Annotated in this window: 25 protein-coding genes; 14 read left to right on the top strand and 11 right to left on the bottom strand. The window is 40.4% G+C overall.

What is annotated here, in order from left to right; genetic code table 11:
• Positions 1–637: 637 nt before the first annotated feature.
• Both ACEXOE_RS11105 and ACEXOE_RS11100 read left to right on the top strand, forming a co-directional pair.
• A complete protein-coding gene (locus ACEXOE_RS11105) occupies positions 638–2,191 on the top strand; it encodes a M20/M25/M40 family metallo-hydrolase (RefSeq protein ID WP_394748855.1) in 1,554 nt (517 codons plus the stop codon).
• 190 nt (positions 2,192–2,381) lie between these two features.
• The gene (locus ACEXOE_RS11100; RefSeq protein ID WP_394748854.1) at positions 2,382–3,425 is read left to right on the top strand and encodes a DUF3667 domain-containing protein; all 1,044 of its coding nucleotides are present in this window, start codon (positions 2,382–2,384) and stop codon (positions 3,423–3,425) included.
• Positions 3,426–4,046: 621 nt separating this feature from the next.
• Here the strand turns inward: ACEXOE_RS11100 and ACEXOE_RS11095 are convergent.
• From ACEXOE_RS11095 to ACEXOE_RS11085, 3 genes are read right to left on the bottom strand one after another with little or no spacing between them, the layout of a single operon-like run.
• Positions 4,047–4,808, bottom strand: a complete 762-nt coding sequence (locus ACEXOE_RS11095; protein WP_394748853.1) for an SDR family oxidoreductase — start codon at positions 4,806–4,808, stop codon at positions 4,047–4,049.
• Positions 4,809–5,573 carry an SDR family oxidoreductase gene (locus ACEXOE_RS11090; RefSeq protein WP_394748852.1) on the bottom strand — a complete coding sequence of 255 codons (765 nt, stop codon included), beginning with the start codon at positions 5,571–5,573 and terminating at the stop codon, positions 4,809–4,811.
• A gap of 2 nt (positions 5,574–5,575) precedes the next feature.
• Positions 5,576–5,935 carry a cupin domain-containing protein gene (locus ACEXOE_RS11085; protein WP_394748851.1) on the bottom strand — a complete coding sequence of 120 codons (360 nt, stop codon included), beginning with the start codon at positions 5,933–5,935 and terminating at the stop codon, positions 5,576–5,578.
• A gap of 162 nt (positions 5,936–6,097) precedes the next feature.
• Between ACEXOE_RS11085 and ACEXOE_RS11080 the strand changes: the two genes are divergently transcribed.
• Positions 6,098–7,018, top strand: coding sequence for a LamG-like jellyroll fold domain-containing protein (locus tag ACEXOE_RS11080; protein ID WP_394748850.1), 921 nt, complete (start codon positions 6,098–6,100; stop codon positions 7,016–7,018).
• Between the two features lie 106 nt (positions 7,019–7,124).
• Here the strand turns inward: ACEXOE_RS11080 and ACEXOE_RS11075 are convergent, their stop codons facing one another.
• The 5 genes from ACEXOE_RS11075 to ACEXOE_RS11055 all read right to left on the bottom strand — a co-directional run bounded on the left by ACEXOE_RS11075 (position 7,125) and on the right by ACEXOE_RS11055 (position 10,617).
• On the bottom strand, positions 7,125–7,805 hold the full coding sequence (locus ACEXOE_RS11075; RefSeq protein ID WP_394748849.1) for a CPBP family intramembrane glutamic endopeptidase: 681 nt from the start codon (positions 7,803–7,805) through the stop codon (positions 7,125–7,127).
• Positions 7,806–7,877: 72 nt separating this feature from the next.
• Positions 7,878–8,990, bottom strand: coding sequence for a helix-turn-helix domain-containing protein (locus tag ACEXOE_RS11070; protein WP_394748848.1), 1,113 nt, complete (start codon positions 8,988–8,990; stop codon positions 7,878–7,880).
• 45 nt (positions 8,991–9,035) lie between these two features.
• On the bottom strand, positions 9,036–9,374 hold the full coding sequence (locus ACEXOE_RS11065) for a VOC family protein (RefSeq protein WP_394748847.1): 339 nt from the start codon (positions 9,372–9,374) through the stop codon (positions 9,036–9,038).
• A gap of 53 nt (positions 9,375–9,427) precedes the next feature.
• Positions 9,428–9,952, bottom strand: coding sequence for a DUF6265 family protein (locus ACEXOE_RS11060; RefSeq protein WP_394748846.1), 525 nt, complete (start codon positions 9,950–9,952; stop codon positions 9,428–9,430).
• Between the two features lie 209 nt (positions 9,953–10,161).
• Positions 10,162–10,617: a hypothetical protein gene (locus ACEXOE_RS11055; protein WP_394748845.1), complete on the bottom strand. Its 456-nt coding sequence runs from the start codon at positions 10,615–10,617 to the stop codon at positions 10,162–10,164.
• Between the two features lie 127 nt (positions 10,618–10,744).
• Between ACEXOE_RS11055 and ACEXOE_RS11050 the strand changes: the two genes are divergently transcribed.
• From ACEXOE_RS11050 to ACEXOE_RS11035, 4 genes are all read left to right on the top strand, one after another.
• Positions 10,745–11,158 (top strand): DUF3052 domain-containing protein, encoded by a 414-nt coding sequence (locus tag ACEXOE_RS11050; RefSeq protein ID WP_394748844.1) that lies wholly within the window; start codon positions 10,745–10,747, stop codon positions 11,156–11,158.
• A gap of 43 nt (positions 11,159–11,201) precedes the next feature.
• Positions 11,202–12,062: a LytR/AlgR family response regulator transcription factor gene (locus tag ACEXOE_RS11045; protein ID WP_394748843.1), complete on the top strand. Its 861-nt coding sequence runs from the start codon at positions 11,202–11,204 to the stop codon at positions 12,060–12,062.
• A 137-nt stretch (positions 12,063–12,199) separates the two neighbouring features.
• Positions 12,200–13,852: a CocE/NonD family hydrolase gene (locus tag ACEXOE_RS11040; RefSeq protein WP_394748842.1), complete on the top strand. Its 1,653-nt coding sequence runs from the start codon at positions 12,200–12,202 to the stop codon at positions 13,850–13,852.
• A gap of 4 nt (positions 13,853–13,856) precedes the next feature.
• Positions 13,857–14,720 (top strand): tetratricopeptide repeat protein, encoded by an 864-nt coding sequence (locus ACEXOE_RS11035; protein WP_394748841.1) that lies wholly within the window; start codon positions 13,857–13,859, stop codon positions 14,718–14,720.
• A gap of 20 nt (positions 14,721–14,740) precedes the next feature.
• On the opposite strand, the gene ACEXOE_RS11030 is transcribed toward ACEXOE_RS11035, so the two are convergent.
• A complete protein-coding gene (locus ACEXOE_RS11030) occupies positions 14,741–15,943 on the bottom strand; it encodes a hypothetical protein (RefSeq protein ID WP_394748840.1) in 1,203 nt (400 codons plus the stop codon).
• Between the two features lie 233 nt (positions 15,944–16,176).
• On the opposite strand from ACEXOE_RS11030, the gene ACEXOE_RS11025 reads away from it, so the two are divergent.
• The 5 genes from ACEXOE_RS11025 (at position 16,177) to ACEXOE_RS11005 (ending at position 19,876) form a co-directional block, all read left to right on the top strand.
• Positions 16,177–17,220, top strand: coding sequence for a sensor histidine kinase (locus tag ACEXOE_RS11025; RefSeq protein WP_394748839.1), 1,044 nt, complete (start codon positions 16,177–16,179; stop codon positions 17,218–17,220).
• Positions 17,217–17,996, top strand: coding sequence for a LytR/AlgR family response regulator transcription factor (locus ACEXOE_RS11020; RefSeq protein ID WP_394748838.1), 780 nt, complete (start codon positions 17,217–17,219; stop codon positions 17,994–17,996). The genes ACEXOE_RS11025 and ACEXOE_RS11020 overlap by 4 nt, the downstream gene beginning before the upstream one ends.
• A gap of 141 nt (positions 17,997–18,137) precedes the next feature.
• Entirely contained in the window at positions 18,138–18,635 is a 498-nt protein-coding gene (locus ACEXOE_RS11015) for a DinB family protein (RefSeq protein ID WP_394748837.1), read from the top strand.
• Positions 18,636–18,716: 81 nt separating this feature from the next.
• Positions 18,717–19,244: a peptide deformylase gene (gene def / locus ACEXOE_RS11010; protein WP_394748836.1), complete on the top strand. Its 528-nt coding sequence runs from the start codon at positions 18,717–18,719 to the stop codon at positions 19,242–19,244.
• 32 nt (positions 19,245–19,276) lie between these two features.
• The gene (locus ACEXOE_RS11005; protein WP_394748835.1) at positions 19,277–19,876 is read left to right on the top strand and encodes a methyltransferase domain-containing protein; all 600 of its coding nucleotides are present in this window, start codon (positions 19,277–19,279) and stop codon (positions 19,874–19,876) included.
• Between the two features lie 80 nt (positions 19,877–19,956).
• Here the strand turns inward: ACEXOE_RS11005 and ACEXOE_RS11000 are convergent, their stop codons facing one another.
• Together ACEXOE_RS11000 and ACEXOE_RS10995 are read right to left on the bottom strand one after the other, a co-directional pair.
• Positions 19,957–23,205, bottom strand: a complete 3,249-nt coding sequence (locus tag ACEXOE_RS11000; RefSeq protein ID WP_394748834.1) for a VPS10 domain-containing protein — start codon at positions 23,203–23,205, stop codon at positions 19,957–19,959.
• Positions 23,206–23,325: 120 nt separating this feature from the next.
• Positions 23,326–24,408 (bottom strand): DUF2652 domain-containing protein, encoded by a 1,083-nt coding sequence (locus ACEXOE_RS10995; protein ID WP_394748833.1) that lies wholly within the window; start codon positions 24,406–24,408, stop codon positions 23,326–23,328.
• Between the two features lie 117 nt (positions 24,409–24,525).
• Between ACEXOE_RS10995 and ACEXOE_RS10990 the strand changes: the two genes are divergently transcribed.
• Together ACEXOE_RS10990 and ACEXOE_RS10985 are read left to right on the top strand one after the other, a co-directional pair.
• Positions 24,526–25,800, top strand: coding sequence for a dicarboxylate/amino acid:cation symporter (locus tag ACEXOE_RS10990; protein ID WP_394748832.1), 1,275 nt, complete (start codon positions 24,526–24,528; stop codon positions 25,798–25,800).
• A 72-nt stretch (positions 25,801–25,872) separates the two neighbouring features.
• Positions 25,873–26,442 carry an HD domain-containing protein gene (locus ACEXOE_RS10985; protein WP_394748831.1) on the top strand — a complete coding sequence of 190 codons (570 nt, stop codon included), beginning with the start codon at positions 25,873–25,875 and terminating at the stop codon, positions 26,440–26,442.
• The last annotated feature ends 27 nt before the right edge of the window (positions 26,443–26,469 follow it).

Raw genomic sequence — 26,469 nt, 5'->3', positions numbered from 1 at the left:
GAAGTAACCGTTTCTTTACCAGTTTTAGAGACAGCAAGCGAATTCAGTGGAGCGCCTGGAGAAACCACAGGTAAGCCAAATACAACAACCAACAACATCGCCTCATCAGCGAATCATCAATCATCAATCATCAAAATTAACAATCATGGAAGCACGAATCAGTAAATCGCCCACAGAAGCTAGAAGTAACCGTTTCTTTACCAGTTTTAGAGACAGCAAGCGAATTCAGTGGAGCGCCTGGAGAAACCACAGGTAAGCCAAGTACAAGAACCAACATCGCCTCATCAGCGAATCATCAATCATCAATCATCAATCATCAAAATTAACGATCATGCAAACTTTTATTAGGGAAACCGCCATAACATCCAGAACAAATCCTTTTTTTTCAACCCTCAAGGATAGTAGAAAGAATCGCTTTGACACACACAGAGCGTAAACCAGATTAGCATACCCGTTTTGAATGTTTTTATTTTTTTTTCAAGTGAGATAGGTAGGAGAAATACCATTAAGTATACTCCTACCTTTTTTTATAATTTTCGTACGCATTCTTCTTTAGCTGAAATTAGCAGCCTATTCCTAGTAATCATCCATTTAAAATCTATATTTTGCAACATCTTTAATGCAAAATTAGATCTACATGAAAATTCGATTCAATATTTTCTTCTTTATTTTTAGTTTCACCTGTCTCAGTATACACGCACAAACCGATAAGGACGTTACCAGTGCTATCGTAGCGGAAGCGGTAAACAATTCCCAATTGGAAAATTTAGGACACGAACTATTGGATGTTATTGGTCCAAGATTAGTAGGGTCTCCACAAATGAAAACGGCACACGATTGGGCGGTAAAAAAATATGCGGATTGGGGAATTTCTGCCAAAAACGAGCAATGGGGAGAATGGCGTGGATGGGAACGCGGTATTACCCATATTGATATGGTGTACCCTAGGGTACAAAGCCTTAAAGGTACACAATTGGCCTGGAATCCCAGTACTTCCAGTAAAGGGGTGACGGCAGAATTGGTGGTCTTTCCAAATTTTGCAGACTCGCTTGCTTTTCAGCGCTGGTTACCTTCCGTAAAGGGAAAGTTGGTCATGATCTCTATGGAGCAACCTACAGGGCGCCCTGATTATAACTGGGAAGAATTTGCTACGGAAGAATCCTTTACCAAAATGAAGGAAGATCGGCAAAAACAAACCCAGGAATGGCGTGCCAATATTAGGCGCACAGGCTACAATACACGTACGATCATCCCTGTATTGGAAAAAGCAGGGGCTGTTGGGCTTGTCGCCTCCAACTGGTCCAGAGGATTTGGAGTCAATAAAATTTTTAGTGCGCGCACCAAAAAAATACCGACGGTGGATCTGGAATTGGAGGATTATGGCATGTTGTATCGTTTAGTTTCCTCGGGACACCGACCAAAAATTAAAATCGTTGCCCAATCCAAAGAATTGGGAAAAGTACCCACCTTCAATACCATTGCAGAAATCAAAGGATCGGAAAAACCAGACGAATATGTTATTCTTTCTGCACATTTTGATTCTTGGGATGGCGGTACAGGCGCTACGGATAATGGTACGGGTACCCTTGTCATGATGGAAGCCATGCGTATCCTCAAGAAAGTATACCCCAACCCCAAGCGTACGATTCTTGTGGGACATTGGGGCAGTGAAGAACAGGGCTTAAACGGCTCCAGAGCCTATGTGGAAGATCATCCGGAGGTCGTAAAAGGGGTTCAGGCACTTTTTAATCAGGATAACGGAACGGGCAGAGTGGTTCGCCTTTCGGGAGGTGGTTTTTTACACGCCTATGACTATCTGACCCGCTGGTTGGCTGCTGTTCCGGAATCGATCACACAACATATAGAAACTCAGTTTCCCGGGGCTCCCGCTCGCGGAGGATCGGACTATGCTTCTTTTCAGGCAGCAGGAGCTCCTGCCTTTAGTTTAAGCTCCTTAAACTGGTCGTACTGGAACTATACTTGGCATACCAATAGGGATACCTACGATAAAATCGTCTTTGATGATATTCGCAATAATGCCATACTAACCGCGATCTTAGCCTATATGGCCAGTGAAGATCCTGAAACTACGCCACGTGATAAAGCCACGCTACCTGTAGACCGAAGAACTGGTGAAGCAAGGCAGTGGCCTACTCCACGAAAAGCAACAAGAAAAGGAGGTTTGGATTAATCAAGGCCGTGAGAAGGTGATGGCCTTGCGCATTATTAGCTATTTTAAATTCTTTTTGTACTTTTAGTTAAACTGCCTTGTGGTATGACCACGAAGCAGTTATACGAAGAATTTATATCATATTCCAACGCCTGTCCGGCAGGCAGGCGTTAGAACATTTAAATCTCGATTATCGCGTAAAGCTGAACCAATGACCAAGACCACCTCATGCAAAAACTGTGAACGCCTTTTTGATGCCTCTTTTGACTATTGTCCCCACTGCGGACAGGAAGTAGCCGATAAATTGACCTTTGGTATCCTCTTCAGTAATACCATCAGTAATTATTTTTCTATTGATGCAAGGTTTTTTCGAAGTTTTGTTCCCTTGATGTTAAAGCCTGGGGTCCTGGCAAGACGCTTTGTAGATGGAAAACGCCTTTCTTATTTGCATCCGGCACAGTTTTACCTCTTTATCTCCGTGGTTTTCTTTTTCCTGTTTTCCTTTAGTGTTCGAAAAGCGGATAATAAGGTATCCGATGCTTTGAAAAAGGGGTTTCAAAAAGAGACCATCCTGGATTCTTTACAGGTACAAAAGGATTCTGTGCAGATCGCTAAGACCAAAAAAATAATTCTCGACAATATCGAAGGACTTCCCGATGAGGAATTACAACGTCTGGATTCTGTAATCAGTCAAGAACAAGGGGCTCCCAATGTTTCATTTACCTTTAACCGAAACGTGCTGGATTCCTTAATTCTACATAATGCCAGTGAAGCGGATAAATTGGCGGCCATGGGCATGGAAAACGACGCTGGGGCTTTAACCAAACGATTTTACACCCAAATGCTAAAATTCTATGAGCAGCGTGGGGGCGGTATTTTAAAAGCTCTGTACGATACTATTCCCATTGCCATGTTTTTCATGTTACCCTTATTTGCCTTTTTACTGAAAATCTTTTACTGGAAAAGAGGCATTTTTGCACACCATATGGTATTTAGTTTTTACTTTTTCACCTTCCTTTTTACCACCTTCTGTCTCCTACTCCTATTGGACTATATCATTACCCTAGTCAATTGGATCACCACACTCTTCTTCCTGTTTTGCATGGTATATCTCATTATTGCATTGATTAATTTTTATAAAAGTCGATGGTGGGGCGCTATGTTGAAAGCGGGTACCATAATGATGATTTATATGCTTGTGGTATTGCCTATTGCCATCTTTGGGATTATGGCCGTCTCTTTTTTATTGTACTAGGGCAAATAAGATTCAATGGACAGCAGCTCTTCTACTGAGCTTGCCAATCCAATGTCAGTTCGAGTGTCACGCCTAAGCGTGATGTATCGAGAACCCCATCAAATACAGAATAGTTCTCGATAGTGCTACTGAGCTTGCAGAAGTGCATTTATATTTCATTTCATTCCATAAAAACACTCGAACTGACTATGACTTGCACTTTAAGGTATTGTCCCCTTGAGGGGACTTTAGGGGTGTTTTTGTAGTGTCTGAGATAGAAGTTACCACTACGAAGTTGCAAACTTCGCAGAGCGAGGTGAGATAGTTCTCGATACATTTTTGATTTCCCTGCGCTCATCAAAAACACTCGAACTGACTATGAATTGCACTTTAAAATATTGTCCCCTTGAGGGGACTTTAGGGGTGTCATTGTAATGTGAGGCAGAAGTTATCGCTACGAAGCTGCAAACTTCGCAGAGCATAGTTCTACTGAATTGACCAATCCAATGTCAGTTCGAGTGTCACGCCTAAGCGTGATGTATCGAGAACCGCATGAGGTATGACATAGTTCTCGATACATTTTTGATTTCCCTTCGCTCATCAAAAACACTCGAACTGACATGCAATAATCAAATTGCTCTGCTATCGAATATGACTCCCTGCATTGACATCAATGGTCGCACCAGTGGCATGATCCATAAGTCCACTGCACATTAAGGCGATCATAGGCGCCAAATCTTGAGGTGTAGTCAAGGTATTCAAAGCGATTTCGTTCAGAACCCTTTCCTCCCCATAGGTCTCAATAAACTGTTCTGCCATTTGGGTACGGGTAAAACCAGGAGAAACCACAAAGGACTTTATGTTTTCTTTCCCGAAAGATCGGGCCACACTTCGCGCTAAGGAAGTCAGTCCGCCTTTGGAGGCCGCATAGGCCAAATATTCTTCGGTTTCCCCTCTGAATACTGCCCTACTCCCTATATAAATAAAACGCCCCTCCCCTTGCCTTCTAAAATGATCGATCCCCATTTTGGTCAATAAACCAACGGCATCCAAATTAATGGCAAGGGTCTTTCGCCATACCTTATACCAATCCCCAGTATCCAAATGAGAGGAATGTTTTAAAAATACGCCGGCATTTAAGATAAGTGTATCTACTTTTCCAAAATGACTTGTAACAGCATCAAAAAGTGACGTAACGGCTTGTTCATTGGATAAATCTGCCTGAAAAGCTTTGGAACCGTTCTGATATTTTTGAACGAGCTCTTGGGCAGAGGTTTCATTTCGATTATAATGCACTGCCACTTTGGCCCCCATGGTCATGAGATAATCGGCCACCCCCTTCCCTATTCCATCGGAGGCTCCGGTGAGCAATATCACCTTGTCTTTTACATCTATGCGCGTCATCTATAAAATATGTTTGATCCAACCTCCATCAACAGCTAAGGAAACACCGGTAATATAACTGGCGCGTTCACTGGCCAAAAAGGTAACGGCAGCCGCAAACTCTTCGGGATTCCCAAAGCGTTTCAAAGGAATTTCATCAACGGCTTCCGCAAAGGCTGGATTGGCAGCGATCAGATTTTTTAGGCGACTAGTCTGTGTATATCCAGGCATGACGTTGTTCACAGTAATATTGTGTTCTCCCAATTCACTGGCCAAGGTTTTTAACAAGCCAGCCACGGAAGCTCTTACAGCATTGGATAATATAAGATTGGCCACGGGTTGTTTTACGGCCTGGGAAGTAATGGCAATAATTCTTCCCCATTGTTGTTTTTGCATTCCGGGTAAAAAACCACGAATAATGGCCACCGTGCTCCCTAATAATTGTTGATAGGTATTATCCCAATCTTCTTGGGACAAGTTTTCAAATTTTCCGGATGGAGGTCCGCCAGTATTCGTCACCAGAACATCTACTTTGCCAAATTCCTTTAAGGTTTCGGAAAGCATTCGTTCTCGATCCGCAGCAAGGGATAAATCGCCCTGTATGGCCAAAACCTTCCCCGTTCCTACTGCTTTGATCTCTTCTTTGGTATTCTCCAAACGATCCGCATTCCTTCCACAAATAATCAAATGCGCTCCTTCTTTTGCCATTTCCAGGGCCACACTCTTTCCCAAGCCATCACTGGAAGCTCCAATGAAGGCTATTTTATCTTTTAAGCCTAAATCCATATTTATTTTCTTAAGTAATCATCCGTACCATCCAACCAGTCTTCACGGATAGGTGTCCAGGTATCAATTTCCTCAACATCCCCGATCATCAAAGCTTCATGCGGCAAGTTTGCAGGAATTACCACCACATCCCCAGCATGCAGATCCATAACTTCTTCTTTATTGGCACCAAACCAAAAACGCATAGTGCCCTTGGTCACTTGAGTCACCTGCTCATTGATATGATGATGTAATGGCACTAGAAAACCATCCTTAAATTTCATACGGGCGATCATGACTTTATCTCCATAAATCAGTTTACGTTCCATTTTATCCGTTACCTGCTCTGTTGGTACTTCGTCCCAATTAATTTTTTTTACCATTTCTGTATTGATTTTCAATGTGTTTTATTCAAGTGATCAAAGGCTATATAATGAAGTCCTTTCGCTGCTATAAATGTAGTATTTGTATTTATTTTTACTACTATGGGAACCAAAAATATCGCTCGATAATCCGTATTTTTATCACCATTAAACTATAAGAACATGATAACTACTTCAATACGCAAAACTTTTTTATGCCTTTCGCTCTGCGGAGCGGCACTTTTTACCTCCTGCAAGGAAACAAAAAAAGAAGCCCCGGAAGCTAAAGAAACTACTGAAAATCAAACCCATGTGGCTTTAATGGAAGCCCTGACCCTATACGCATCCTTTGATACTGGTGTTGATGCCGACTTTGCATTGGGCGATGAAAAACTATATACGGTACCCAATCGAAGGGCAAGAGATTCTGCCCAAGCGGGCTTGCACAAACCCGATATTAGTATTGCCACGGGAGAAGGTCTTTTTGGTGATGCCTTGAAATACACGGAACGTAGTCCTGGAAATATCTACTACCCTAGTACCAAAAATATTGCTTATGACACCAAGGATTGGAGTGGCGCCATTTCTTTTTGGTTGAATTTAGATCCTGCTACCGATTTAGAACCAGGCTATTGCGACCCTATTCAAATCACGGATGTCAGTTATAACGATGCCGCTATTTGGGTAGATTTCACCAAGGAAAACCCTAGAGATTTTAGATTGGGCGTTATCGGAGATCGAGAGGTATGGAATCCGAATCCAGAAGGTCCCGATAATGAAAACTCAAGCTTTATTGAGCAGCTGGCTCCAGTGAAAAACCCTCCTTTTGGAAAAGGCGAATGGACGCATATTCTCATTAATTTCTCGCATTTGAATACTGCTAACGGAACAGCTTCCCTGTATATGAACGGAGAACTGAAAGGAACACGCTCCAATATCTCAGATCCCTTCACCTGGGAATTGGATCAATCCAATATCTATCTCGGACTAGGTTATATTGGTTTAATGGATGAACTTTCCATATACAATAGAGATTTGACCGAAGCGGAAATCGAAGCCTTGTATGGATTGGAAAATGGAGTGCATACACTAATGAAATTATAGGGCTACAGCCCTTCATAAAAATGGGTTCGTATTTTTATAGGAGTCCATTTTTTATTTTCAAGTAATTGTAATACAATAATTTAAATACATTTATCGAAAGTAAAAATTAAATACTCCCTAAATATAATCCGATCATACTGATGGTGTCTATCAGGCCATGTATGAGGATGTTCAACCAGAGGTTCTTTTTTCCATTGCATATATAGATAATTCCTAAAATCATGCCTACAAGGCCCGTTTGCAACATGCCCAAGGGGCCTTGATAAAAATGTAGTGCTCCAAAGGCCAAGGCACTCAACACGAGACTAAAACCCCATGAGAATGAGGTGTTCCCCAAAAGCAAGGCCGTATGTTTAAGAATGTATCCTCTCCATATAAGTTCTTCAGCAAAACCAGCGGTAATCCACGAACTTACAATAGCAGCTATCAATAGCCATTCATTTCCTCTTAAGGTATCAAAACGACTTATATCTTTAGTAGCCATTGGAAACCACTCTAGGAGCATGGGAGTCAAAAACCAATGAAAACAAGCTAAAATGCCCCATGTCAGTAAGACCCCTAGGCCAATTGTTTTTAACCAGGATTTAGGCCTGCCCAATCCTATCTTCTCCCAAGTTGTTTTTTGCAGATAATACAGTGTTGCGATAAGGACAATAGACAATAGAAATCCTATTTGCCCAAGTACACCCAAACCAACAAGCAAAAAAATACTTAGAATGGTAAACACGCTGTTATTGCGAAGTGTATCAGCAATTTTTTGCTGAAATGAAATTTTTGTTCGATCCATATCCTATGTTTTGCACAAACATAAATTGGATTTTCAAAACCAAAGTCCGTGCCCATACGCATGGGCAATTTGTTATGATTTTTTATAGGTTTTCCGATATGCGGAAGGAGTGGTCTTCTTCACCTTTTTGAAAAGTGCGTTGAATACGGATTTGGACTTAAAGCCAGCCTCATAGGCCAATCCCAAAATGCTATACTGATTTTGGCTTGGATCAAGCAACAATTTACTTACTTCCTCAATACGGTAGGTATTGATATAGGTATAAAAATTGGTTTTGGCGAATTGATTGATGATTTGGGACAAGTGATTAGGCGAAAGCCCCAATTGTTGTGCCAAGGCATTTAAAGTCAGTTCTAGGTCCTTATAGGGTTTGTGCACCGACATATAGGTCTGGAGCTCCTTGAATCTTGATTCCGCATCCGCATCATCCAAACCTGTTTTCCTGTATTTTTGATGTACTTTTCCCTTTAGATCTATTTCAGAAAAAATTGGGGTATACCGTATTCCAAAGTACCCCAGTAAGAGCTGAAAAATACAGAAACTCAGTACATTTATTTTACTTAAGAGTCCAAAGTTGTTGAAACTTGTACTCAGGTAAACAGCATACAAAATAAAAATCATGCCGAAATAAATACTAGCGCCTTTTAATAGCATTTCCAACCAGGCAAGGTTCATTTTATCGATATTGGAATAGCTGGATTTTAAGGTTTTAGTTCGTGATCGCACCAGTACATAGGAGAATGGAAGGTAGTATAGACATTGGCACAATAAAACAATATCTGCTATGGAATACAATTTTTGTCCATCCAGTTGCGCATTGTATAAGGTCAGTTTTTCATTTCCGCTATTGAAATAAAAGGTAATGCCCAATACCACAATCATGATCACAAAAGGCAGAAGGTGCTTAAGATAGCCTGAAAAATATAAGCTACGACCTACAATACTTTTCGTATAATAGAAGATAAAGGGCAGATGCACCAACACAAATGGGGTGTCCAATCCTATAAAATGAGGGTATTCCTGAATCAAGCCTGAATGGCGTATATACAATAAACCAAAATGGAGGACCAATACCAACTGCCATATTCCAAGAATAGTATCGCTTGTAGACCTCTCTTTTTTGTTGAAAATGAGTAATGCCAAAAAGGCACAAATAACGATTCCTATAAAAAAGAATACCTCCATGTTCACTTCAATTTCAATAAAAGTTACCGGATTTGTAGGTTTTCATCATTCCGACCAAACCGCCAATTCATTTCCACTGGGATCGGTAAAATGAAAGCGCTGCCCTCCCGGAAAAGAGAAGGTCGGCACCACTATTTTTCCACCAGCTTCGGTAATTTTAGCCTGAATTTCCTGAAGGTCTTTATGATAAAGTACTATCAACACCCCATTCACAATAGGGTCTTCTGTTTTTTCAAAGCCCCCTAAAACCCCACTGTCCTCAAAAGCAATATAGGTAGGCCCGTAATCTGTAAAGGTCCACCCAAAGGATTTTTGATAAAAAGCTTTGGTTTTGACTAAGTCGTTTGCCTTAAATTCAATGTAATCAATATGATTGTTTTTCATGGTTTGTATGGTTTGTATTCATACTTGTTTTAAGGTTCACATACTCGCAATTTTTAAGAACCTGGAATAACGCGCTGGTAAGTAAACTTTGTTTCTGTTTTTTTTCCTTCATTGGTAAATACCACATATACGTTCAAGGTATCTGTCCCTTCCCGTTCAAAGGTAAATCTGTTAAAATATACTTTATCATCAGTTACTTCTACTAATTTAAAATCTATGGTTTCTTCCTTGGCTTCCCAAGCATGAAGGTTGGCATTAAAATGTCGCAATTGGAGCAACAAACTCTCTTCCTGCTCTACAATAGTCAATATTTCATAGAATTGTACTTCATCTTGAACCACTAATTTAAATACGCACATCATGGCATTTCCCATAGGAGGCGTCCAAACTTCCTCAATATCCCCTCCAAACGCTTCTCCTTTCCAATGTCCTGCGATCCAAGCTACTGCATCTATCTTAGCTTTTGGACTCCCCGCAATGGAATCATACCGTTTTGTATTGGGGAAAACCTCTTGTCCCAAGGCCGCCTGCCCCCATAACAGCATACATAACACAAGTAATACTACTCTTTTATCCATTTCACTACCTTTTAAAGTTTATACTATATAGACGTTTTAGTATACTCCGCCGGGGACAATTCTTTCTTTTATTTTTTGTTTCAAAATAAAAAAAGCTCAAAAAAGAAACGTCCTAACGGGTAGGGGTATACCAAATTTAAGCGACTCAGCCTCCATATTAGCAGCTATATCATTGTTTATCAAACTGCACTATTTAGGAACCATAGCCCTTAAAAACTATCCTTTATGCGCTCCCAAGCATCCTTAACGATCTTAACATCATTAAATCCTCGAAATCCACTAAACCCAACCGAAACCGTAATGGTATCGCTCATTTGCAAACGTTGTCCTCCAAGCCATCCAATCAAATCGGGCAATTCAATGGGGGAAAACTCCTCTGGATCAACCTGCCCGTCAAATACCATTTTTTCATAATCATTGGTATGATATCCTGTAATCCAAACTTGACTCGCCTTTTTATAAGCTGTTGCGTAGGAAGCACGCTGTAGCAATTTATCATGGCCAAAAAACCGACCATAGCTGTCCCCATCATCCGTAATAAGACATACCGCAACATTTCCTTGGCAAATATTCCAATCTTCTGGGCTGGTTTCATAGGTTTTTACTTCATTTTCAAGGGCATTAAAAAGAGCATTTATAGCAATGCGCAATTGTTCTTGTGTCATAGACATATCTTTTGGTTCTTTTTTGTAAATCTACTAAAAAGCAGGATGCGCCCTATGTACTATTCATCTTTAATGGGAACAAAAAGTTTATTCATATATTCTTTTTATCTTAACAAAAAGCAATCCTATGACAACCGCTGGATATTCTGGAACACCTTTAGCCAAAAAACTGGGCATAAAAGAGGGCTATTCCATACTACTGTACCAAGCTCCAAAACACTATTTTGACTTGTTTTCCGATTTACCCGAAGGCTTAAAGTATCCAAAAGAAATTGTTAGCGAGAATACCGATTTCATCCATATCTTCTGTACACATATGGAAGATTTGGAAAAAGTGGGGAAGATTTATAAGAATGCCTTGAAGAAAAATGGTCTCTTATGGGTAAGTTGGCCTAAAGGAGCCTCAAAGATTCTAACAGATTTAAAACGAGAGCCTATACGAAGCTATATGTTAGGAATTGGACTTGTGGACGTAAAAGTAGCCGCCGTAGATGCCGATTGGAGTGGCCTTAAATTTGTATATCGTTTAAAAGACCGCTGATCCAAGGTAGCTCACCTAAAGAACATACACTTATATTTGTAGTATGATCGATGTAAAGACTTTACTGTGTCAACCTATTCCCAAAAGGGAAGTCAAGACCTTGGAAGTGGCCAAAACCTTGGGACTCGGAATTGGGATTATTTACCTCATTTTTGTATTTCTGGAACCCTTTCAATTTCAGACCAGCGACTACAGCAAGTATGCGGTATTCCTTCTCTTTTCCATAGCCTATTTTATGGCCTTGTTTATCGCTATTCAATGGATTTTCCCATGGATCAATAAACTTGCTGGACTGAAGCATTATTATTTCTATCATTTTATCCTTGGATATCTCTTTTTAATCATCCTAATTGCCTTTGTACACCACCTCATACAAAATTATCTGAATGGTAATCCCCTTTTAAGTTGGACGCTTTTTCTGGACGTATTTCAGAACGCCATTTTGGTAGGACTGATTCCCACCTTTATCTTATCCCTGATTTCATATACCAGAGCGCTTCAAAAAGAACTAAGGAATGCCGGTAAAAATCTGACAGGACTTTTGAATCGTACTCCACAGGAAGGTATGTTGAATATTTATCCACTCAACAAGAAAGACATCCATCGTTTTGAAGCTGCTTCCGTGGTCTATATCAAATCTGAAGACAATTATATTCAGGTATTCCATAAGATCGATGCCGAAGCCATTGTTCCCTCCGAATTGATACGAACTCCTTTAAAGGAAGTAGTTTCCCAATTGTCCCTACCGTTTTTAAGGATACATCGCTCTTATGTCGTAAATTTAAATTATGTTCAAAAAGTCTCAGGAAATGCACAGGGAATGCAACTTTATATCGATCAAGATCTTAGTATTCCCGTTTCTAGAACTTATATTGCCAATCTTAAAACGGCTTTGGAAGCATAGGTTGTAACTGTGGCGAAATGCATTTTCTTTGTCATTTACCCACAATCCCTTGAAATTACCACATAAGGGCTCCGCTTACCACTCTTTTTTTTAAAACTAAATCGGCCTATTCATCTTTGTAGGGCAAAATCACGCCTATGCATCGTATACGCTTCATCATCATTGTCTTCTGTTATTTTCAATGCCCTGTCTTTGCACAGTTGGCTTCTTATAAAGTAATTCCTGATCAGGAGATGGAATTGTCCGATGGTACGCTGCTCGCCCACGACCTTTATCTTCCCGTTACAGGAAGTAGCCATCCCAGTATACTCATAAGAACGCCTTATGGAAAAGAGGGAAGTTCCGTTTTTGCTGTACATTTTGCCACACATGGTTTTGCTGTGGTGGTCCAAGATGTACGTGGAAAAGGGGCATCTAAAGGTGTCTTTACTCCCTTTGTGAACGAAAAAAAAGATGGTTATGAAACCCTGGATTGGATGAATCATCAAAAATGGAGCAATCATCGCATTGGTCTATGGGGTTCCTCTTATCTTAGTTTCTGTGCCCTGAGCTTGGCAGATTCCGGTCATCCGGCCCTAAAAGGAATTTTCAATCTTTCGGGTTGGATAGACGGTAGCAAAGTAAATTATCCGGGCGGGGCATTCCATCAAATGCTCATTATTCCTTGGTTACTTTCCGACGGGCAAACTTCCCTCCTTTCTGAAGCTGGGGCAGATTTGGATGAAATGTTTGCGCATACGCCTTTAAAAGAGGCTATTCCAGGAGGTGGAGCATTATTTAAAAGAAGCGATGGTTCAAAAATTTCATTGACGGAATTGGCGGCTCCGTTCAATTACAGCAATGTGGATGTCCCCATCTTCCATATGAATGGTTGGTACGACTTCACTACACCGTCGACCCTAGATGCCTATACCGCATTAAACGTACACTCTAAATCAAAACAACACCTAGTTTTAGGGCCTTGGTACCACAATCAAATTTACGATGAATACTTTGAGTTAGGCGATTATCAAATTCCAAATGTAGGACAAATGACCATTCCTGCTTTTTTAGCAAAAGTGACGTATTGGTTTGATTATACCTTAAATCAAAAAGCTCTTGACATGGGCATGGAAGGGAATATTAGGTACTATGTTCTATTTTTAGATCAATGGAAATCTGCCAAACAATGGCCGCCTCAAAATCGTATTTCCCCGTTCTATCTAAACGATGGCAATGAACTTTCACTTTCCATCCCACAAGAATTAGATGCCTCAAGTACTTTTGAATACGATCCAAGCACTCCTACACCCACCTTAGGAGGAGCAAACTTCTTCCTATTTTCGGATAAAATAGGAATAAAAAATCAACAGCAAATTGAAGAGCGCAAAGATGTGCTTTTGTTTACAACACCTGTATTTGAAGAGGACAACATTATTGCTGGAGACATTAGTGTTGATCTCTTTGTAGAAACCACTGGGAAAAGTGCAGATTTCACGGCTAAGCTCACCTTGGTGGACAAAAGCGGGGTCTCGCGTAATATTATTGATGGTATTCAACGAATATCCCCTAAAGCATTACAAGCGGGAGTAAATTCAATTAGCATTGAATTGGGTGCTATTGCCTTTAGCGTTTCCAAAGGAGAACGGCTGCGCTTACAGATCAGTGGCAGTAATTATCCCAAATTCAATAGGAACCCCAGTACGGAGGTTGAACCCTTGAAAGCCCTTATACTCAAAAAGGCGCAACAAACGGTATATCATTCCAAAAGATATCCATCGAAAATCAATATTCCTTTCCTAAAAAACTAAAGCAATGAAAACACAGCAATTCTTATTCCTTAGCATTATCCTAGGGTTTCAAACCCTGGTCTTTGGTCAAAACGGCATATTGCAAAAAGCCGAACACCTATTGGATGAAGGTCAATACGACAAAACCCTTGCCCTTCTAAGTACAAAAGAGGAGGCTTACACCGTCAATGCCAAGTATCATTATGTAATGGGAAGGGCCTATATTGACAAATTGAATGCTACAGACAATTTTTTTAAAAAAGGTTCTATTGCCAGCAAGGCAAAGAAAGCATTGTTAAAAGCCATAGCACTACAACCTTCACATGTTGATGCGAGGATCTTATTGAGCAATTATTATATGAATGCCCCTGTGATTGCAGGGGGCAGTACCAGTAAAGCCAAAAAACAGGCATTGGAAGTCATTCGTTATGACTCCGTAAAAGGACATGCCCTTTTAGCCAGTATCCATTTAAACAATGAAGATTATAAAGAAGCCCTTACCCAATACAAAAAGATACTGCAACTAGATCCAAAAAACGAAAAAGTATGGTATTGGATTTCTAATGTGTATTTTGAAATGGAAGCCTATGATAAGGCATTTCAATACAGTTTGGCTTCCATAAAAGAAGTTCCCAATTATTTGGTGGGCCATTATCAATACGCCAAAGTAGCTTCTGTTTCCAAAAAAAATATTCCCACCGCAATAACATATATTGAATACTTTATACAGCATAGTCCGGCCGATGGGCAACCAAAAAAACATTGGGCATACTACAGATTGGCTTTGCTCAAACAACATGAAGGCGATACCGAAGCCTCTCAAGCTGCACTCAAAAAAGCGCTGCAGCTAAAGTCCGATTTTAAGCCGGCCAAGAAATTGTTACAATAGCAAACAAAATCCCAGGATTTTCAGAACGAGCGTACCGCCTCTGCATTGTTCACCAGAACCAGGACATCATAGCCAAAAATAAGTTTTTTAAGGTCTTCTGAATAGCGTTTTCCATAGGCATACGGACGTAAAGCCGCTACATTCAGAACTATATATTTCTTTGTGAATGTAGCTTGCATGTCCTGTAATTCTTTGGGTAGTTGTTTTGAATTATCAAATGAAATTACCGGGTCTGGAGTAAAGGGGTTTCCTGTTGTTGCCTTACCGGAAAGTCCCACGACCATATAATGTTTGGAGGTATTGCCACGGCTAATGGCCAGCTCATTTGCCAAATTCCCAATATCGTAAATATTGGTTCTTGTTAATCCCTTGGCGGCATGATTTGCTCCCAGTTTAAATATTACTTTAGGAGTAGCGGTGTTTTTTTCGGCTTCTCTATAATAGCGCATAAAATTCTCCTTCATCAATTGCCCGCGCACATTATTGTTCTTGTAGTATTCCTTACTAAGGTTGTTATAGGCGTATATTTCTTTTGTTTTCCAGAATTGTCTAAAAACCTCTTTTTCCTGTTCGTTCTCCGCTAAATCCAGCAATTCAGTATGGGTACTTTCGTCATATTGAAAAATATAATTCCCATTAAAATCTTTAGTAGCCAAGGCCTGTTCAAATGCACGCTCTGCTTTTAATTTTAGTTCGAGTACTTTTTTCTTTAATTTTTTGCTTTTTGTGGTTTTGGAAATATGATCAAAGTTCATTCGAAATTGAACCATAAAGGTTTGATCTATTCCCCAAATATTCCCTTGTGTTTGTACTACCTTTTTAAAAAGTTCATAATCGTCTTCGTTTCCATAAAACGGAATGGCAAAAGGAAAATCTCCATATAGTTTTCTTGCTTTATCCAATGTGTTGACACCATCGGATAACGTCATAATTTTTTCTGCGGCCAGAGCATCCGTTTCTATACAAAGGGTTTTGTACCCATAATTTTCTGCCAAGCGGTACATTGCATTGGTAAATACGCCTACTTCTTTTATACCGTGTTGTTCCCCAATAAGAATAAATTGACTCCCTTTGAGCTGTTTTTTCGTAAAGGAGATATATTTTTCCTCATTCAAGGCATCTACTTGAAATAAATGTTCCGAAATATGGAGTTTGGATTGTGCTTTAACAAGTGTTGTACTGATCATTGCTACAAATCCCAGGGCAAAGAGTGTTTTTTTCATGATAAATTCGGTTTCGGTTGTTATTTCCAAAGATATCCGATTCTCTCAGGCGCTTCTTTCTTAAATTTCCCAAAGCTGATATGCAGGCCATAAGAAGAAATAAATGATGCCCCAATGCGTATAATTGACCTATAAAGTCCCTAAAATACGGTATAGAATGCTTTGTTTTCTTCTTGTCATTTCCCTCAAATTCCTATTTTTATCGTGGTTTGTGTTAACTGAACCACTAAGCTATGACCAATATCACACCCAAAATACCACAATACTGGCGCATCGGTATCGCCGCAATCATTGCCATATTATTGTATACCATTATTTGGGTCGTATCGAAATTTAAAGAATCCCCTGGAATTGATCTTATCTTTAGTTTACTATTACTCTTGATGGCTTATCTCACCTTGGAAACCGTAAATAGATTCCAGAGAAAGCTGTATAATGCCGGTTTTTTTAACAAGAACATTCTACAGCACAGCCTGGTTTTAGTGGGAAGCATTTTGGCCGGCACCCTATGTTATTCGGTTCTTTTTTATGGATTTAAGTGGGGAGATCATTTTTACAACGGCAGCGAGGTTCCCATGTTATCGCATATGGTCACTGCTGCCCTTATGGGGTTTTCCATGTCCATTATATTTGCTTTTATTCAGTTTGCGCTGTACTGGAAGCATCAGTACTATACCTCCTATATTGAGAACGAACAAATTAAAAAAGAAATCGCCAATGCCAATCTTTCCCTATTGAGAAACCAATTGGACCCGCATTTTATGTTCAATAATTTTAATACACTCTATTACCTTATCGATGATAACCCACACAATGCCAAAAGTTTTCTTAAAAATATGGCTTCGGTACATCGTTATATTTTACAGAACAATGAAAAGGTACTTATCCCCGTTCGTCAGGAGTACGATATGGCCAAACAATATTTAGAAGTTATCCAACAACGCTACGGCGATGACTTACGGGTTACGGACACTATTCGAGGGCAAATTTTTGAAAAAAAATGTGTCCCTCCCTTAGTCCTTCAACAGCTGATAGAAAACGCTATAAAACACAATAGAATAGATACCTCCTTTCCTTTAGACATTGCCTTTTCGGCAAATGAACATCAATTGACCATAAGCAATAACAATAACCCTAAGCGTATGGAACCTACTTCCCAAACAGGCTTAAAGAACATTAAAAAAAGATACCGTTTTGTTACGGATAAAAAGGTTGTGATTGCAAATGACAAAGCATCTTTTAGTGTTTCAATCCCCCTAATATCCTGTTCGCCATGAGTATTAAAGCTATAGTCATAGAGGATGAGCAGAGCGCTCGCCACCATATTATGGGCCTTATTGCCCAATACCCCAAGCCCATTGATATTATCACAAGTTTGGCCACGGTAACCGATAGTATTGCTTGGTTGCAGCATAATACATCGCCAGATCTTATTTTTATGGATATACATCTTTCCGATGGACTTGCTTTTGATATTATGGAAGAAGTAGAATTGACTTGTCCTATTATTTATACCACGGCCTATGACCAATATGCCATTAAAGCGTTCAAAACAACCGGAATAGATTATTTATTAAAACCCATTTCCCAAGAAGAGTTACATAACGCCTTAGACAAATTCAAAGCCACGTTACCCCAAGATCCCGAAGCTTGGTTTTTAAAAAACATGAACTTGTTTCAAGCGATCAATACCCATAAAGAAGCGAATTATAACGAGCGTTTTCTTTTGAAATCAGGTCGCAGCTTGCATCCGGTAAAAACACAGGATATTGCGTATTTTTATAGGGATGAATTGGTTTTTGCCCAATGCTTCGATGGAAAATCGTACCCCATGGACGAGTCCTTGAACCAATTGCAAAAGGTATTGAACCCTACAAGGTTTATTCGTTTAAACAGACAATATCTGGTTAATATAGAAGCTATAGAAAAGTTAGTCCCCTATAAACCAGGACAGTTACAGTTACTACTTCACCCTATTTCAGAGAACCCCATTTATCTAAGTCAAGAACGATCAAGTTGGCTCAAACAATTTTTAAGTCCCTTAGGGAGGTGATTTTGACTTTTTTTGATTGTATTGCGGTTGTGAGACTGTAATCTCCTCCTCATTTAGACGACCCACTGTTTACGTATGGCTAGGATACTAGCTGCAATACCTTAAAAATCTAAAATCACAAATTTCAAAAAAAACACTACAATGACATTAAAGGAAAGTATTAGAGTAGATTTTCAAAATGAAATGAATACGACAAAACGCTTCTTTGAATCCATGAATGATGACAAATTCAGTTATAGACCTCATGAGAAATCCATGGAGTTTGGAACTTTAGTCAATCACTTGGTTCAAATTCCTAGTTGGGTTCCTGCGATTACCGGAATGGAAGGTTTTGATTTTGCAACCCAGGCCCCTCCAAAAAAATTGACCACGAAAGCCGAGGTAATCACCACTTTTGAAGCAAACGTAGCCAATGCCCTGCATGCCATTGATGCCTTGGCTGTTGAAAACCTAGAAGATTCCTGGACGCTGAAAAACGGGGAAACTGTTTATATTGAAGCACCAAAATATGCGGCTTTACGGAACCTCATCATTAGCCATACCGTACATCACAGGGCACAATTGGGCGTATATTTACGTTTAAACGACCAAAAAGTTCCTGCGAGCTACGTGGCCTCTGCTGATGAGAGTTTAATATAGCTAGAGATATCCCATTATGAAAAATCCTTATAGTACTTACTATGGGGATTTTTTAATACTTTTAATTTAAAAATTAATGCAATGCCTAAATTGGACGTGATAAAAATGGGCAACCCCAAACTCAGGGAGCTGTCTAAAGAAGTATCGCTTTCACGGATTTCTACTCCTGAATTTCGGGAGTTTCTGAAAAACCTCATCCATACCATGCGAATGGAAAGTGGCGCTGGAATAGCAGCACCTCAAGTCGCTGTCATGGAACGTGTTTTTGTAATGGAAATGAAAGATAATGTACGCTATCCCAATAAAGAATCTTTCCCCTTGTATACCGCTATTAATCCAAGTATTACCCCTTTGGATGATCAATGGCAAGACAGTTGGGAAGGTTGCTTGTCCATTCCAAATATTAGAGGGAAATTAAGACGACATGCTCACATTGAACTGAAGGCCTACGATGAGACTGGCAGGCCGTATACACAGGAACTTTCCGGTTTTGCTGCCGTTGTAGCGCAACATGAATTGGATCATCTCAATGGTATTCTCCTTATCGATCGCATGGAGTCCATGGAAACCTTGACTTTTTATGAGGAATTTCAAAAATATTGGCAGTAAACTATAGGAATCACCATAAGCAATAGTGGGTTATGAGCAACGCGAAAGAAGAAACCTATTGGACACAACGTTATCAGGAAGCACGTACTGGCTGGAATATTGGATATCCCTCTACCCCTTTAAAAACATATATTGATCAATTAAAAGATAAACACCTTCGTATTCTAATCCCAGGTGCGGGAAACGCGTATGAAGCAGAGTATCTACACCAAAATGGATTTTCCAATGTATTTATTCTTGATATTTCCCCCTTGCCTCTTCAAGATTTTAAAGAACGTAATCCAAGCTTTCCTAAAGATCATATTCTTTTAGGTGATTTTTTCACCCATGATAGTCATTACGACCTTATTTTTGAGCAAACCTTTTTCTGTTCTTTTGTTCCAACAGATGCCAATAGAATGGCCTATGTGGAACACATGGCAAAGTTGTTGCTTCCAAAAGGAAAATTAGTAGGCCTATGGTTTAACATCCCATTGACCGGAGATATGGAAAAAAGGCCCTTTGGCGGAGATAAAATGCTTTACTTCAACTATTTAAAAGCTTCATTTAAAGTAAAAGTTTTTGAAGAATCTTACAATTCCATCCCCGAAAGAGCGGGTTCTGAGCTCTTTGGTATCTTTATAAAAAGGTAACCTTACCCTATAAAAATAGAAAGGGATTACAGTTCATAGTAGCTATAATCCCTTTTTTATATTCCCGGCAACAACTTTTATCAGTTATCAATGAATCCCTGGCCTTCTATCCAAGGGGCTCCAGAAGCTCTTAAATCTCTTTCAATGGAAGGCAATACGACATTGGTGATTTCTTTTAATTGTACTTTAAAGGCATTCAGTTGCTTTTTAGCTCGCTCAAAGGCCTTTTTGTGGTTTGGTGTTGGACCATAGGTATTGCCCAATGCAACGGCCCCTACAAAAGCCCCATCAGCTGGCCCTGGAGGGTTGCGTTCCCCTACTTCACCTTTAACAGCACTCCCATTCATAATTTTATCCAATTCATGCAATTGTTGGGTAACCGTATGAAGTTGGTCGGACAATCCCTCCTTAGGATTCGTTGCCTTGTACAATGCCCTGCGCATCGTAATTACTTTGGCGCGGTTTTTATCCAATATGGTGTTTACGGCCGTTACATCTTGTTGATATTGCTCCAAAGCTTCCCTAAACGCGTTAATATCCTCATAGGAAGCACCTTTAAGTGCTCCTTCTCTTAGGCGTTTCACTTCAAAGGTCTGGGGTTCTGCCAAAACACTTATTTTGCCATCAACTTGCTTGGAAAGGGTCATGGTGTAGGTTCCGGGGGTAGCCAAAGCACCACCTCCAGAAAAACGTCCCAACTGTGCATTTGTGCGCAAAGATTCTCCACTCCTATCGGTATAATCCAATCCCCAACTTACTCGGTTAAAACCTTTCTTATTCGTTCCTTTGACCGTATTGACCACCTTGCCCTTATTATCTTTAATCGTCAATAAAATCAATACGGAATCTTGATTTTTTTCGGCTTCCAAGGCTTCCCAGCCCGGAAATGGAATGGAAGCTTTCTGTTCGGTTAATTTCTTCTCTCTTTCCTGACGTACCTCCTTCAGTGACTTTACTTTTTTGGGCAAGAAGTAGGTGAATATAGCTCCAAAATCGGGATTCTTTGCGGCATACTCCGCATTGCCCTGTCCATAAATTTCATCTTTCTGAATATACCAATAGGCCGGTTTTGTATGGAATAAGGTGGCTTCCCTATTTAACATGGAGGCATTGAATTGACGAATAGGACTCATATCGTCCAGTACATAAATACCTCTTCCAAAAGATCCTAGGACAAGATCATTTTCCCTGCGCTGTATGGCGATATCCCGAATAGATATGGTAGGCAATCCTCCTTTAAGTTGTATCCAATTCTTGCCCCCATCATTGGTAAAATAGACCCCGAACTCCGTAGCGGCAAAGAGTAGATCTTCTTTTTCATGATCTTGTACCAAGCGCCATGTCAAAAGGCGTTTAGGGAGATTCCCATTCATCAAAGTCCATGATTTTCCTTTATCGACACTCTTAATAAGATAGGGTTTATAATCTCCATATTTATGATTGTCCAAGGCAGCATATACTACATTGGCATTAAAAAGATCCGCACGTACATCATTGACAAAGGCCGTAGAAGGAACACCTTTGATACGCCCCAATTCAAATTTTCGCCAAGAATTTCCGCCATTTTCCGTCACTTGGATTATACCGTCATCGGTGCCGGCATAAAGCAATCCTTCCTGCTTGGGAGATTCCGCTAAGGAAGTAATGGTATTGTAGTTAGACATGGCTCCCACATCCCACGGATTGTCCCAACTTTGTTGTTTTCCCATAATAGAAAGGGACAAACGTTCTTGGTTTCTGGTCAGGTCTTTTGAAATGGCACTCCAATCGTCCCCTCTATTTTCTGATTTCCATACGCGATAGGAAGCAAAATAGAGCCGTTTAGGATTGTGGGGACTTACCAGTATTGGGGCATCCCAGTTAAAACGTTCATAGGGATCTCCTGCAGCCGGTTGTGGTTGAATAAATACCGTTTCTCCGGTCGTTTGATCTATTCTCCATAGCCATCCCTGTTGAAATTCCCCATAGGTAATATCCGGATTCCCGGGTTCTATCGCCGATTGATGTCCATCTGCCCCCAAGGTAATCCACCAATCCGAATTTCGAATTCCTGCCTCACTCAAGGTTCTGGAAGGCCCCCCGTGGGAACCATTATCCTGAGTTCCCCCATATACATTATAGAAAGGAGCCGAATCGTCCACCGCAATTTTATAGTATTGCGTCAAGGGCAGATTGTGGATATAACGCCATGTTTTGGTCAAATCAAAAGTTTCATACAAACCACCATCTGTTCCGAATAAAATATAATTGGGATCATCTTTTTTAAAGGCTACTGCATGACTATCCACATGCTTTTTATCTTCGTTCATGAAACGAAAATTCTTCCCATGGTTATCTGATATCTGCGACGTATTGCTCATTAAATACAGACGTCCCTCTTGATGGGGAGAAGCGTATAATTCCTGATAATAATGGGGTCCGGTACCTCCGGATACGGCATTGGACTGCTTGGTCCAAGAAGCTCCCTGATTTGTAGACATAAAGACGCCTCCTTTTTTGCGATCTAGTTCAATAGCAGCATAGATGGTCTTTGGGTTAAAAGGAGATATTGCCAGTCCTATTTTCCCCAAATTCGACTTTGGAATACCTTCTTTTAAGGCCGTCCAAGTCTCCCCGCCATCCGTACTTTTGTGGATACCCGATCCTGGTCCTCCGCCCATATATGCAGCAATCGTTCTATGCCTATCCCAAGTGGCCGCATATAAGATATCCGGATTTGTGGGATCCATCACCAAATCTGTAGCGCCCGTCCATTCATTGTTCCCCAAGGTTCTTCTCCAACTGTTTCCTCCGTCAATGGATTTATACAATCCACGTTCTCCCCCTTTACTCCATAAAGGCCCTTGCGATGCTACCCAAAGCGTATTTGGGTCGTTGGGGTGTACGATAATTTTGGAAATATGCTCGGAATTTTTCAATCCCATGTTTTTCCAGCTTTTTCCATCATCATGACTTACATATATGCCATCACCGAACCCCATATGGCGCCCTCCTACATTCTCTCCAGTTCCTACCCAAAGTGTTCTTGAATTCGTGGGATCAATGGTAATACAACCTATGGAATAACTATTTTCTTTATCAAAAATTGGGGTCCAGGTGGTTCCCGCATTCTGTGTTTTCCATACGCCCCCAGATCCCACGGCCACATACCATATATTTTCATTTTCCGGATGTATGGCGATATCGGCAATTCTTCCTGAGGTCAAAGCCGGACCTAAATTTCTAAAGTCCAGTCCGCTATAATTTTCCGATTTTAGTTGTTGGGCATGCATAAGGCATATACTGCCCAGCAGCAACAGTAGCTGCAATGATTTTTTGAGGTATTCCATAATGTGTTTTAGGTATAAAATTAGTCCGTAACAAGGTAGGAAAAATTGGTAGACTCTAGAAGTACCCCTCTGATATAAATATAAATCTATGCTTTAAACAGTTTTGTTGGAAATATTGGATCATACGCCTTCGGTTTCTACAAAATGCTTCAGCTGTTTCAAGTTCCTCATAAAGGTTTTTTCTATTTTTTTCTTGAGAAAAAGAAACAGCATAATTCTTTTTAAAGGAGATTTTACCTTCCAATACAATTCGGTTTCTAGGGCGCAGGAAGTTCCCGATAAAGGTGTAATCACGAAAAAATTATTGAATTCATCAAAAATAGGGTGACTTGTCGCCAATTCCCCATAAACCAGTTTTCCGGGTTCAACATCTTTGCTTATCGCCGTGAAATTAAGATGTTTGCCATTGATTACACAGATATGTTCCGTACCAATGCGCGTAACTTCATTTTCATTGTATTCAAATTTGTCTACATTATCGGCCCAGTGATGCCTTGTGGTATAGTTGGTGATGGCCTCCAATAAGGTTTCTGCCGAAACCTCAAAGCGTTCCTTAAGAATGAGTTGAGGTGGAAAATCAAAACCTACTTTTTTTGGTTCCACAAAGCCTTTAAGGTTTAGTTTTTCCTGATCAATAACCGCAAAAATATACGGGATCTCTTCGTCATCATAGGTATCCGCTCCCTCTCTAAAGCGAAACAATTTGCTGTAATAATATATCGGTAATCCTATCTCACTGGCCAAGGCTTTGCTCACTAAGGCATAGTTTTGACTATCCACGGAATTTTTAAGCAAGCGATGTGCCTGTATCACATGTTTTCCAAAAGGTTTGCGATTCCCCTGAACCTGAATATGTTGCAAATCCCCAATATGGGCCACAATTTTTAATTCCAAATCAGGTGCGGTTGCACAGGCATTACAAGGACATATCCTATTCTTTTTGAGCAATTCCAAATGACTGTGAAAAGCCGTAAACATCCCTTCTATTTGTGCCAGCAGATTTTCTTGGGACGGGACATCTCCTTCTTTATAAAAAAATAAGGCGTCTCCTTCAATTTCCACTAGCTTCAAATTCAAAATATTGGCACTAACCAAGACTTCCAACAATTCGGAAATTACATGTTGACTATGATTGATCTCTGTGGTTTGTATAAACTTGGTGTATCCGGAAATGTCAGGAATAAAAAGTAATGATTTAGACATAGGACAAAGGTACTTAAAAGTGAAACGCGATGGTACGTGCGTATTCTATAGTTAAAAATACATCCAAAGCGTATTTTATTCCTATCTTTTGTCGCTTTAAAATAGCATTCCTTATTTATGAAGAAATTAGCATTGCATTGGAAAATCCTCATTGGGATGATTTTGGGGGTAATCATTGGTCTAATTGCAGCACAATTCCCCGCCGGTGTGGCCTTGGTAAAAGATTGGATAAAACCTTTTGGCACCATTTTTATTAAGTTATTGAAATTGATTGCCGTACCCCTGGTCATTGTGTCTTTGTCTAAGGGAATTACTGATTTCAAGGATATGGCTTCTTTATCCAAAATTGGAGGGAGAACCATTGTCATCTACCTATTTACTACGGTATTTGCCGTAGTGCTGGGCTTATTCTTAGTGAATGTATTTTCCCCAGGCTCCAATGTTAGTCCAGAAACCCTGGCCAGTCTGTCTCCCGACTCTACCTCCATGATGACCGATAAAATTGAAATGAAGCAAAATATGGGCGATAATGGCCCGCTTCATTTTATTGAAAATCTGGTGCCACAGAACATCTTTGGAGCGGCGAATAGCAATTCCAATATGCTTCAAGTCATTTTTGTGACGGTACTTTTTAGTATTTGTATGCTTATTTTGCCTGCCACCAAAGTGTCTCCAGTAAAACGTTTGGTGGATGCTGCCAACGATGCCATTTTAAAGGCGGTAGATCTAATCATGCTTTTTGCACCCTACGGTGTAGTCGCGCTTATCGCTGCATTGATCGTGGAAACTACCGGTGGCGAACTTTTCGTTGCATTGCTCAGCTATTCTGGCGTACTTTTGTTTGGAATGTTCCTATTGGTAGTATTCTATATGCTATTGGTCATGGCGTATACAAAACGAAATCCATTTCATTTTATAAGGGGCATCTTACCTGCACAATTAACGGCCTTGACCACAAGCTCCAGTATGGCAACGCTTCCTGTGACCATGAAATGTGTGGAAGAGAACTTGGGCGTAGAAAAGGAAATCAGCAGTTTTGTTTGTCCCGTAGGAGCTACCATTAATATGGACGCCACAAGTCTTATGCAAGCCATTGCTGCCATTTTTGTGTGTCAGGTCATGGGGCACGATCTAAATATTGCCGATCAGTTGACCATTGTGCTTACTGCCACCTTAGCTTCCATTGGAGCCGCTGCTGCACCAAGTGCAGGGATCATTATGTTGGTGATTGTTTTGGAATCCGTGGGCTTTCCCTCTACCAAACTTGCTGTGGCCCTAGCGTTGATCATGTCTGTTGACCGTCCTTTGGACATGTGCAGAACGGTGGTAAATATCTCAGGGGACAGCTGTGTCTCTGTATTAGTTGCAAAATCTTTGGGAAAATTGAAATAGACCGTAAGACTATAGCCCATTGATTGTAAATCAAGAGACTTTATTTGTATTTTTAAACATAATATCCTACTGATGTCCGAACATAGCATTGTGAGTTTTACTGCCATGAAAGATGGCACCCCAGAAGATTATGAAATCATTGCCGCCAATGATGAGGCCACTGCTGCGGCCCTACCCGACCGCTTGATTGCCCATTTAAAGGAAATGACCGAAGATGATGGGGCTTATAAGATAAGTAGATTGGATCATGTATTGCAATGCGCCACACGTGTGCACCGTGACGGAGCCGACGTGGATTGGGTGATGGCCGGGCTTTTCCATGATATTGGGGATGTACTGGCCCCATTTACCCATGGACAGGTTGCCGCAGAGATTTTGCGTCCTTTTGTAAAAGAGGAAGTTACTTGGGTCGTTCGTCACCATGGAACTTTTCAGATGTTTTATAATGTCAGTTTATCAGAAGCTTTGCGAAATTCCAGGGAGAAATATAAAAATCATGCCTATTATTCACTTGCGGTGGATTTCTGCGAAAATTGGGATCAGAACTCTTTTGATCCCGCTTATGATTCGGAAAATCTTGAGTTTTTCATTCCAATGATCCATACCGTTTTTACGCGCAAACCCTTTTCCCTACAAAACTAAGATTCAAGTTCCCCTGTATACAATCAT

The sequence above is a fragment of the Spongiimicrobium salis genome (genome assembly GCF_043678055.1).
In the GTDB taxonomy this organism is placed as follows: domain Bacteria; phylum Bacteroidota; class Bacteroidia; order Flavobacteriales; family Flavobacteriaceae; genus Spongiimicrobium; species Spongiimicrobium salis.
The sequence above is the reverse complement of the archived record's forward strand: the minus strand, read 5'-3'. Positions and strand labels throughout refer to the sequence as shown.

Coding starts and splice junctions, on each gene's coding strand:
- ACEXOE_RS11060 (WP_394748846.1), bottom strand. CDS start 9,952: ATGGATAAAAGAGTAGTATTACTTGTGTTATGTATGCTGTTATGGGGG.
- ACEXOE_RS11020 (WP_394748838.1), top strand. CDS start 17,217: ATGAGTATTAAAGCTATAGTCATAGAGGATGAGCAGAGCGCTCGCCAC.
- ACEXOE_RS11005 (WP_394748835.1), top strand. CDS start 19,277: ATGAGCAACGCGAAAGAAGAAACCTATTGGACACAACGTTATCAGGAA.
- ACEXOE_RS11070 (WP_394748848.1), bottom strand. CDS start 8,990: ATGGAGGTATTCTTTTTTATAGGAATCGTTATTTGTGCCTTTTTGGCA.
- ACEXOE_RS11040 (WP_394748842.1), top strand. CDS start 12,200: ATGCATCGTATACGCTTCATCATCATTGTCTTCTGTTATTTTCAATGC.
- ACEXOE_RS11050 (WP_394748844.1), top strand. CDS start 10,745: ATGACAACCGCTGGATATTCTGGAACACCTTTAGCCAAAAAACTGGGC.
- ACEXOE_RS11015 (WP_394748837.1), top strand. CDS start 18,138: ATGACATTAAAGGAAAGTATTAGAGTAGATTTTCAAAATGAAATGAAT.
- ACEXOE_RS11000 (WP_394748834.1), bottom strand. CDS start 23,205: ATGGAATACCTCAAAAAATCATTGCAGCTACTGTTGCTGCTGGGCAGT.
- def (WP_394748836.1), top strand. CDS start 18,717: ATGCCTAAATTGGACGTGATAAAAATGGGCAACCCCAAACTCAGGGAG.
- ACEXOE_RS11055 (WP_394748845.1), bottom strand. CDS start 10,617: ATGACACAAGAACAATTGCGCATTGCTATAAATGCTCTTTTTAATGCC.
- ACEXOE_RS11095 (WP_394748853.1), bottom strand. CDS start 4,808: ATGACGCGCATAGATGTAAAAGACAAGGTGATATTGCTCACCGGAGCC.
- ACEXOE_RS11045 (WP_394748843.1), top strand. CDS start 11,202: ATGATCGATGTAAAGACTTTACTGTGTCAACCTATTCCCAAAAGGGAA.
- ACEXOE_RS10985 (WP_394748831.1), top strand. CDS start 25,873: ATGTCCGAACATAGCATTGTGAGTTTTACTGCCATGAAAGATGGCACC.
- ACEXOE_RS11105 (WP_394748855.1), top strand. CDS start 638: ATGAAAATTCGATTCAATATTTTCTTCTTTATTTTTAGTTTCACCTGT.
- ACEXOE_RS10990 (WP_394748832.1), top strand. CDS start 24,526: ATGAAGAAATTAGCATTGCATTGGAAAATCCTCATTGGGATGATTTTG.
- ACEXOE_RS11065 (WP_394748847.1), bottom strand. CDS start 9,374: ATGAAAAACAATCATATTGATTACATTGAATTTAAGGCAAACGACTTA.
- ACEXOE_RS10995 (WP_394748833.1), bottom strand. CDS start 24,408: ATGTCTAAATCATTACTTTTTATTCCTGACATTTCCGGATACACCAAG.
- ACEXOE_RS11085 (WP_394748851.1), bottom strand. CDS start 5,935: ATGGTAAAAAAAATTAATTGGGACGAAGTACCAACAGAGCAGGTAACG.
- ACEXOE_RS11100 (WP_394748854.1), top strand. CDS start 2,382: ATGACCAAGACCACCTCATGCAAAAACTGTGAACGCCTTTTTGATGCC.
- ACEXOE_RS11090 (WP_394748852.1), bottom strand. CDS start 5,573: ATGGATTTAGGCTTAAAAGATAAAATAGCCTTCATTGGAGCTTCCAGT.
- ACEXOE_RS11030 (WP_394748840.1), bottom strand. CDS start 15,943: ATGAAAAAAACACTCTTTGCCCTGGGATTTGTAGCAATGATCAGTACA.
- ACEXOE_RS11080 (WP_394748850.1), top strand. CDS start 6,098: ATGATAACTACTTCAATACGCAAAACTTTTTTATGCCTTTCGCTCTGC.
- ACEXOE_RS11035 (WP_394748841.1), top strand. CDS start 13,857: ATGAAAACACAGCAATTCTTATTCCTTAGCATTATCCTAGGGTTTCAA.
- ACEXOE_RS11025 (WP_394748839.1), top strand. CDS start 16,177: ATGACCAATATCACACCCAAAATACCACAATACTGGCGCATCGGTATC.
- ACEXOE_RS11075 (WP_394748849.1), bottom strand. CDS start 7,805: ATGGATCGAACAAAAATTTCATTTCAGCAAAAAATTGCTGATACACTT.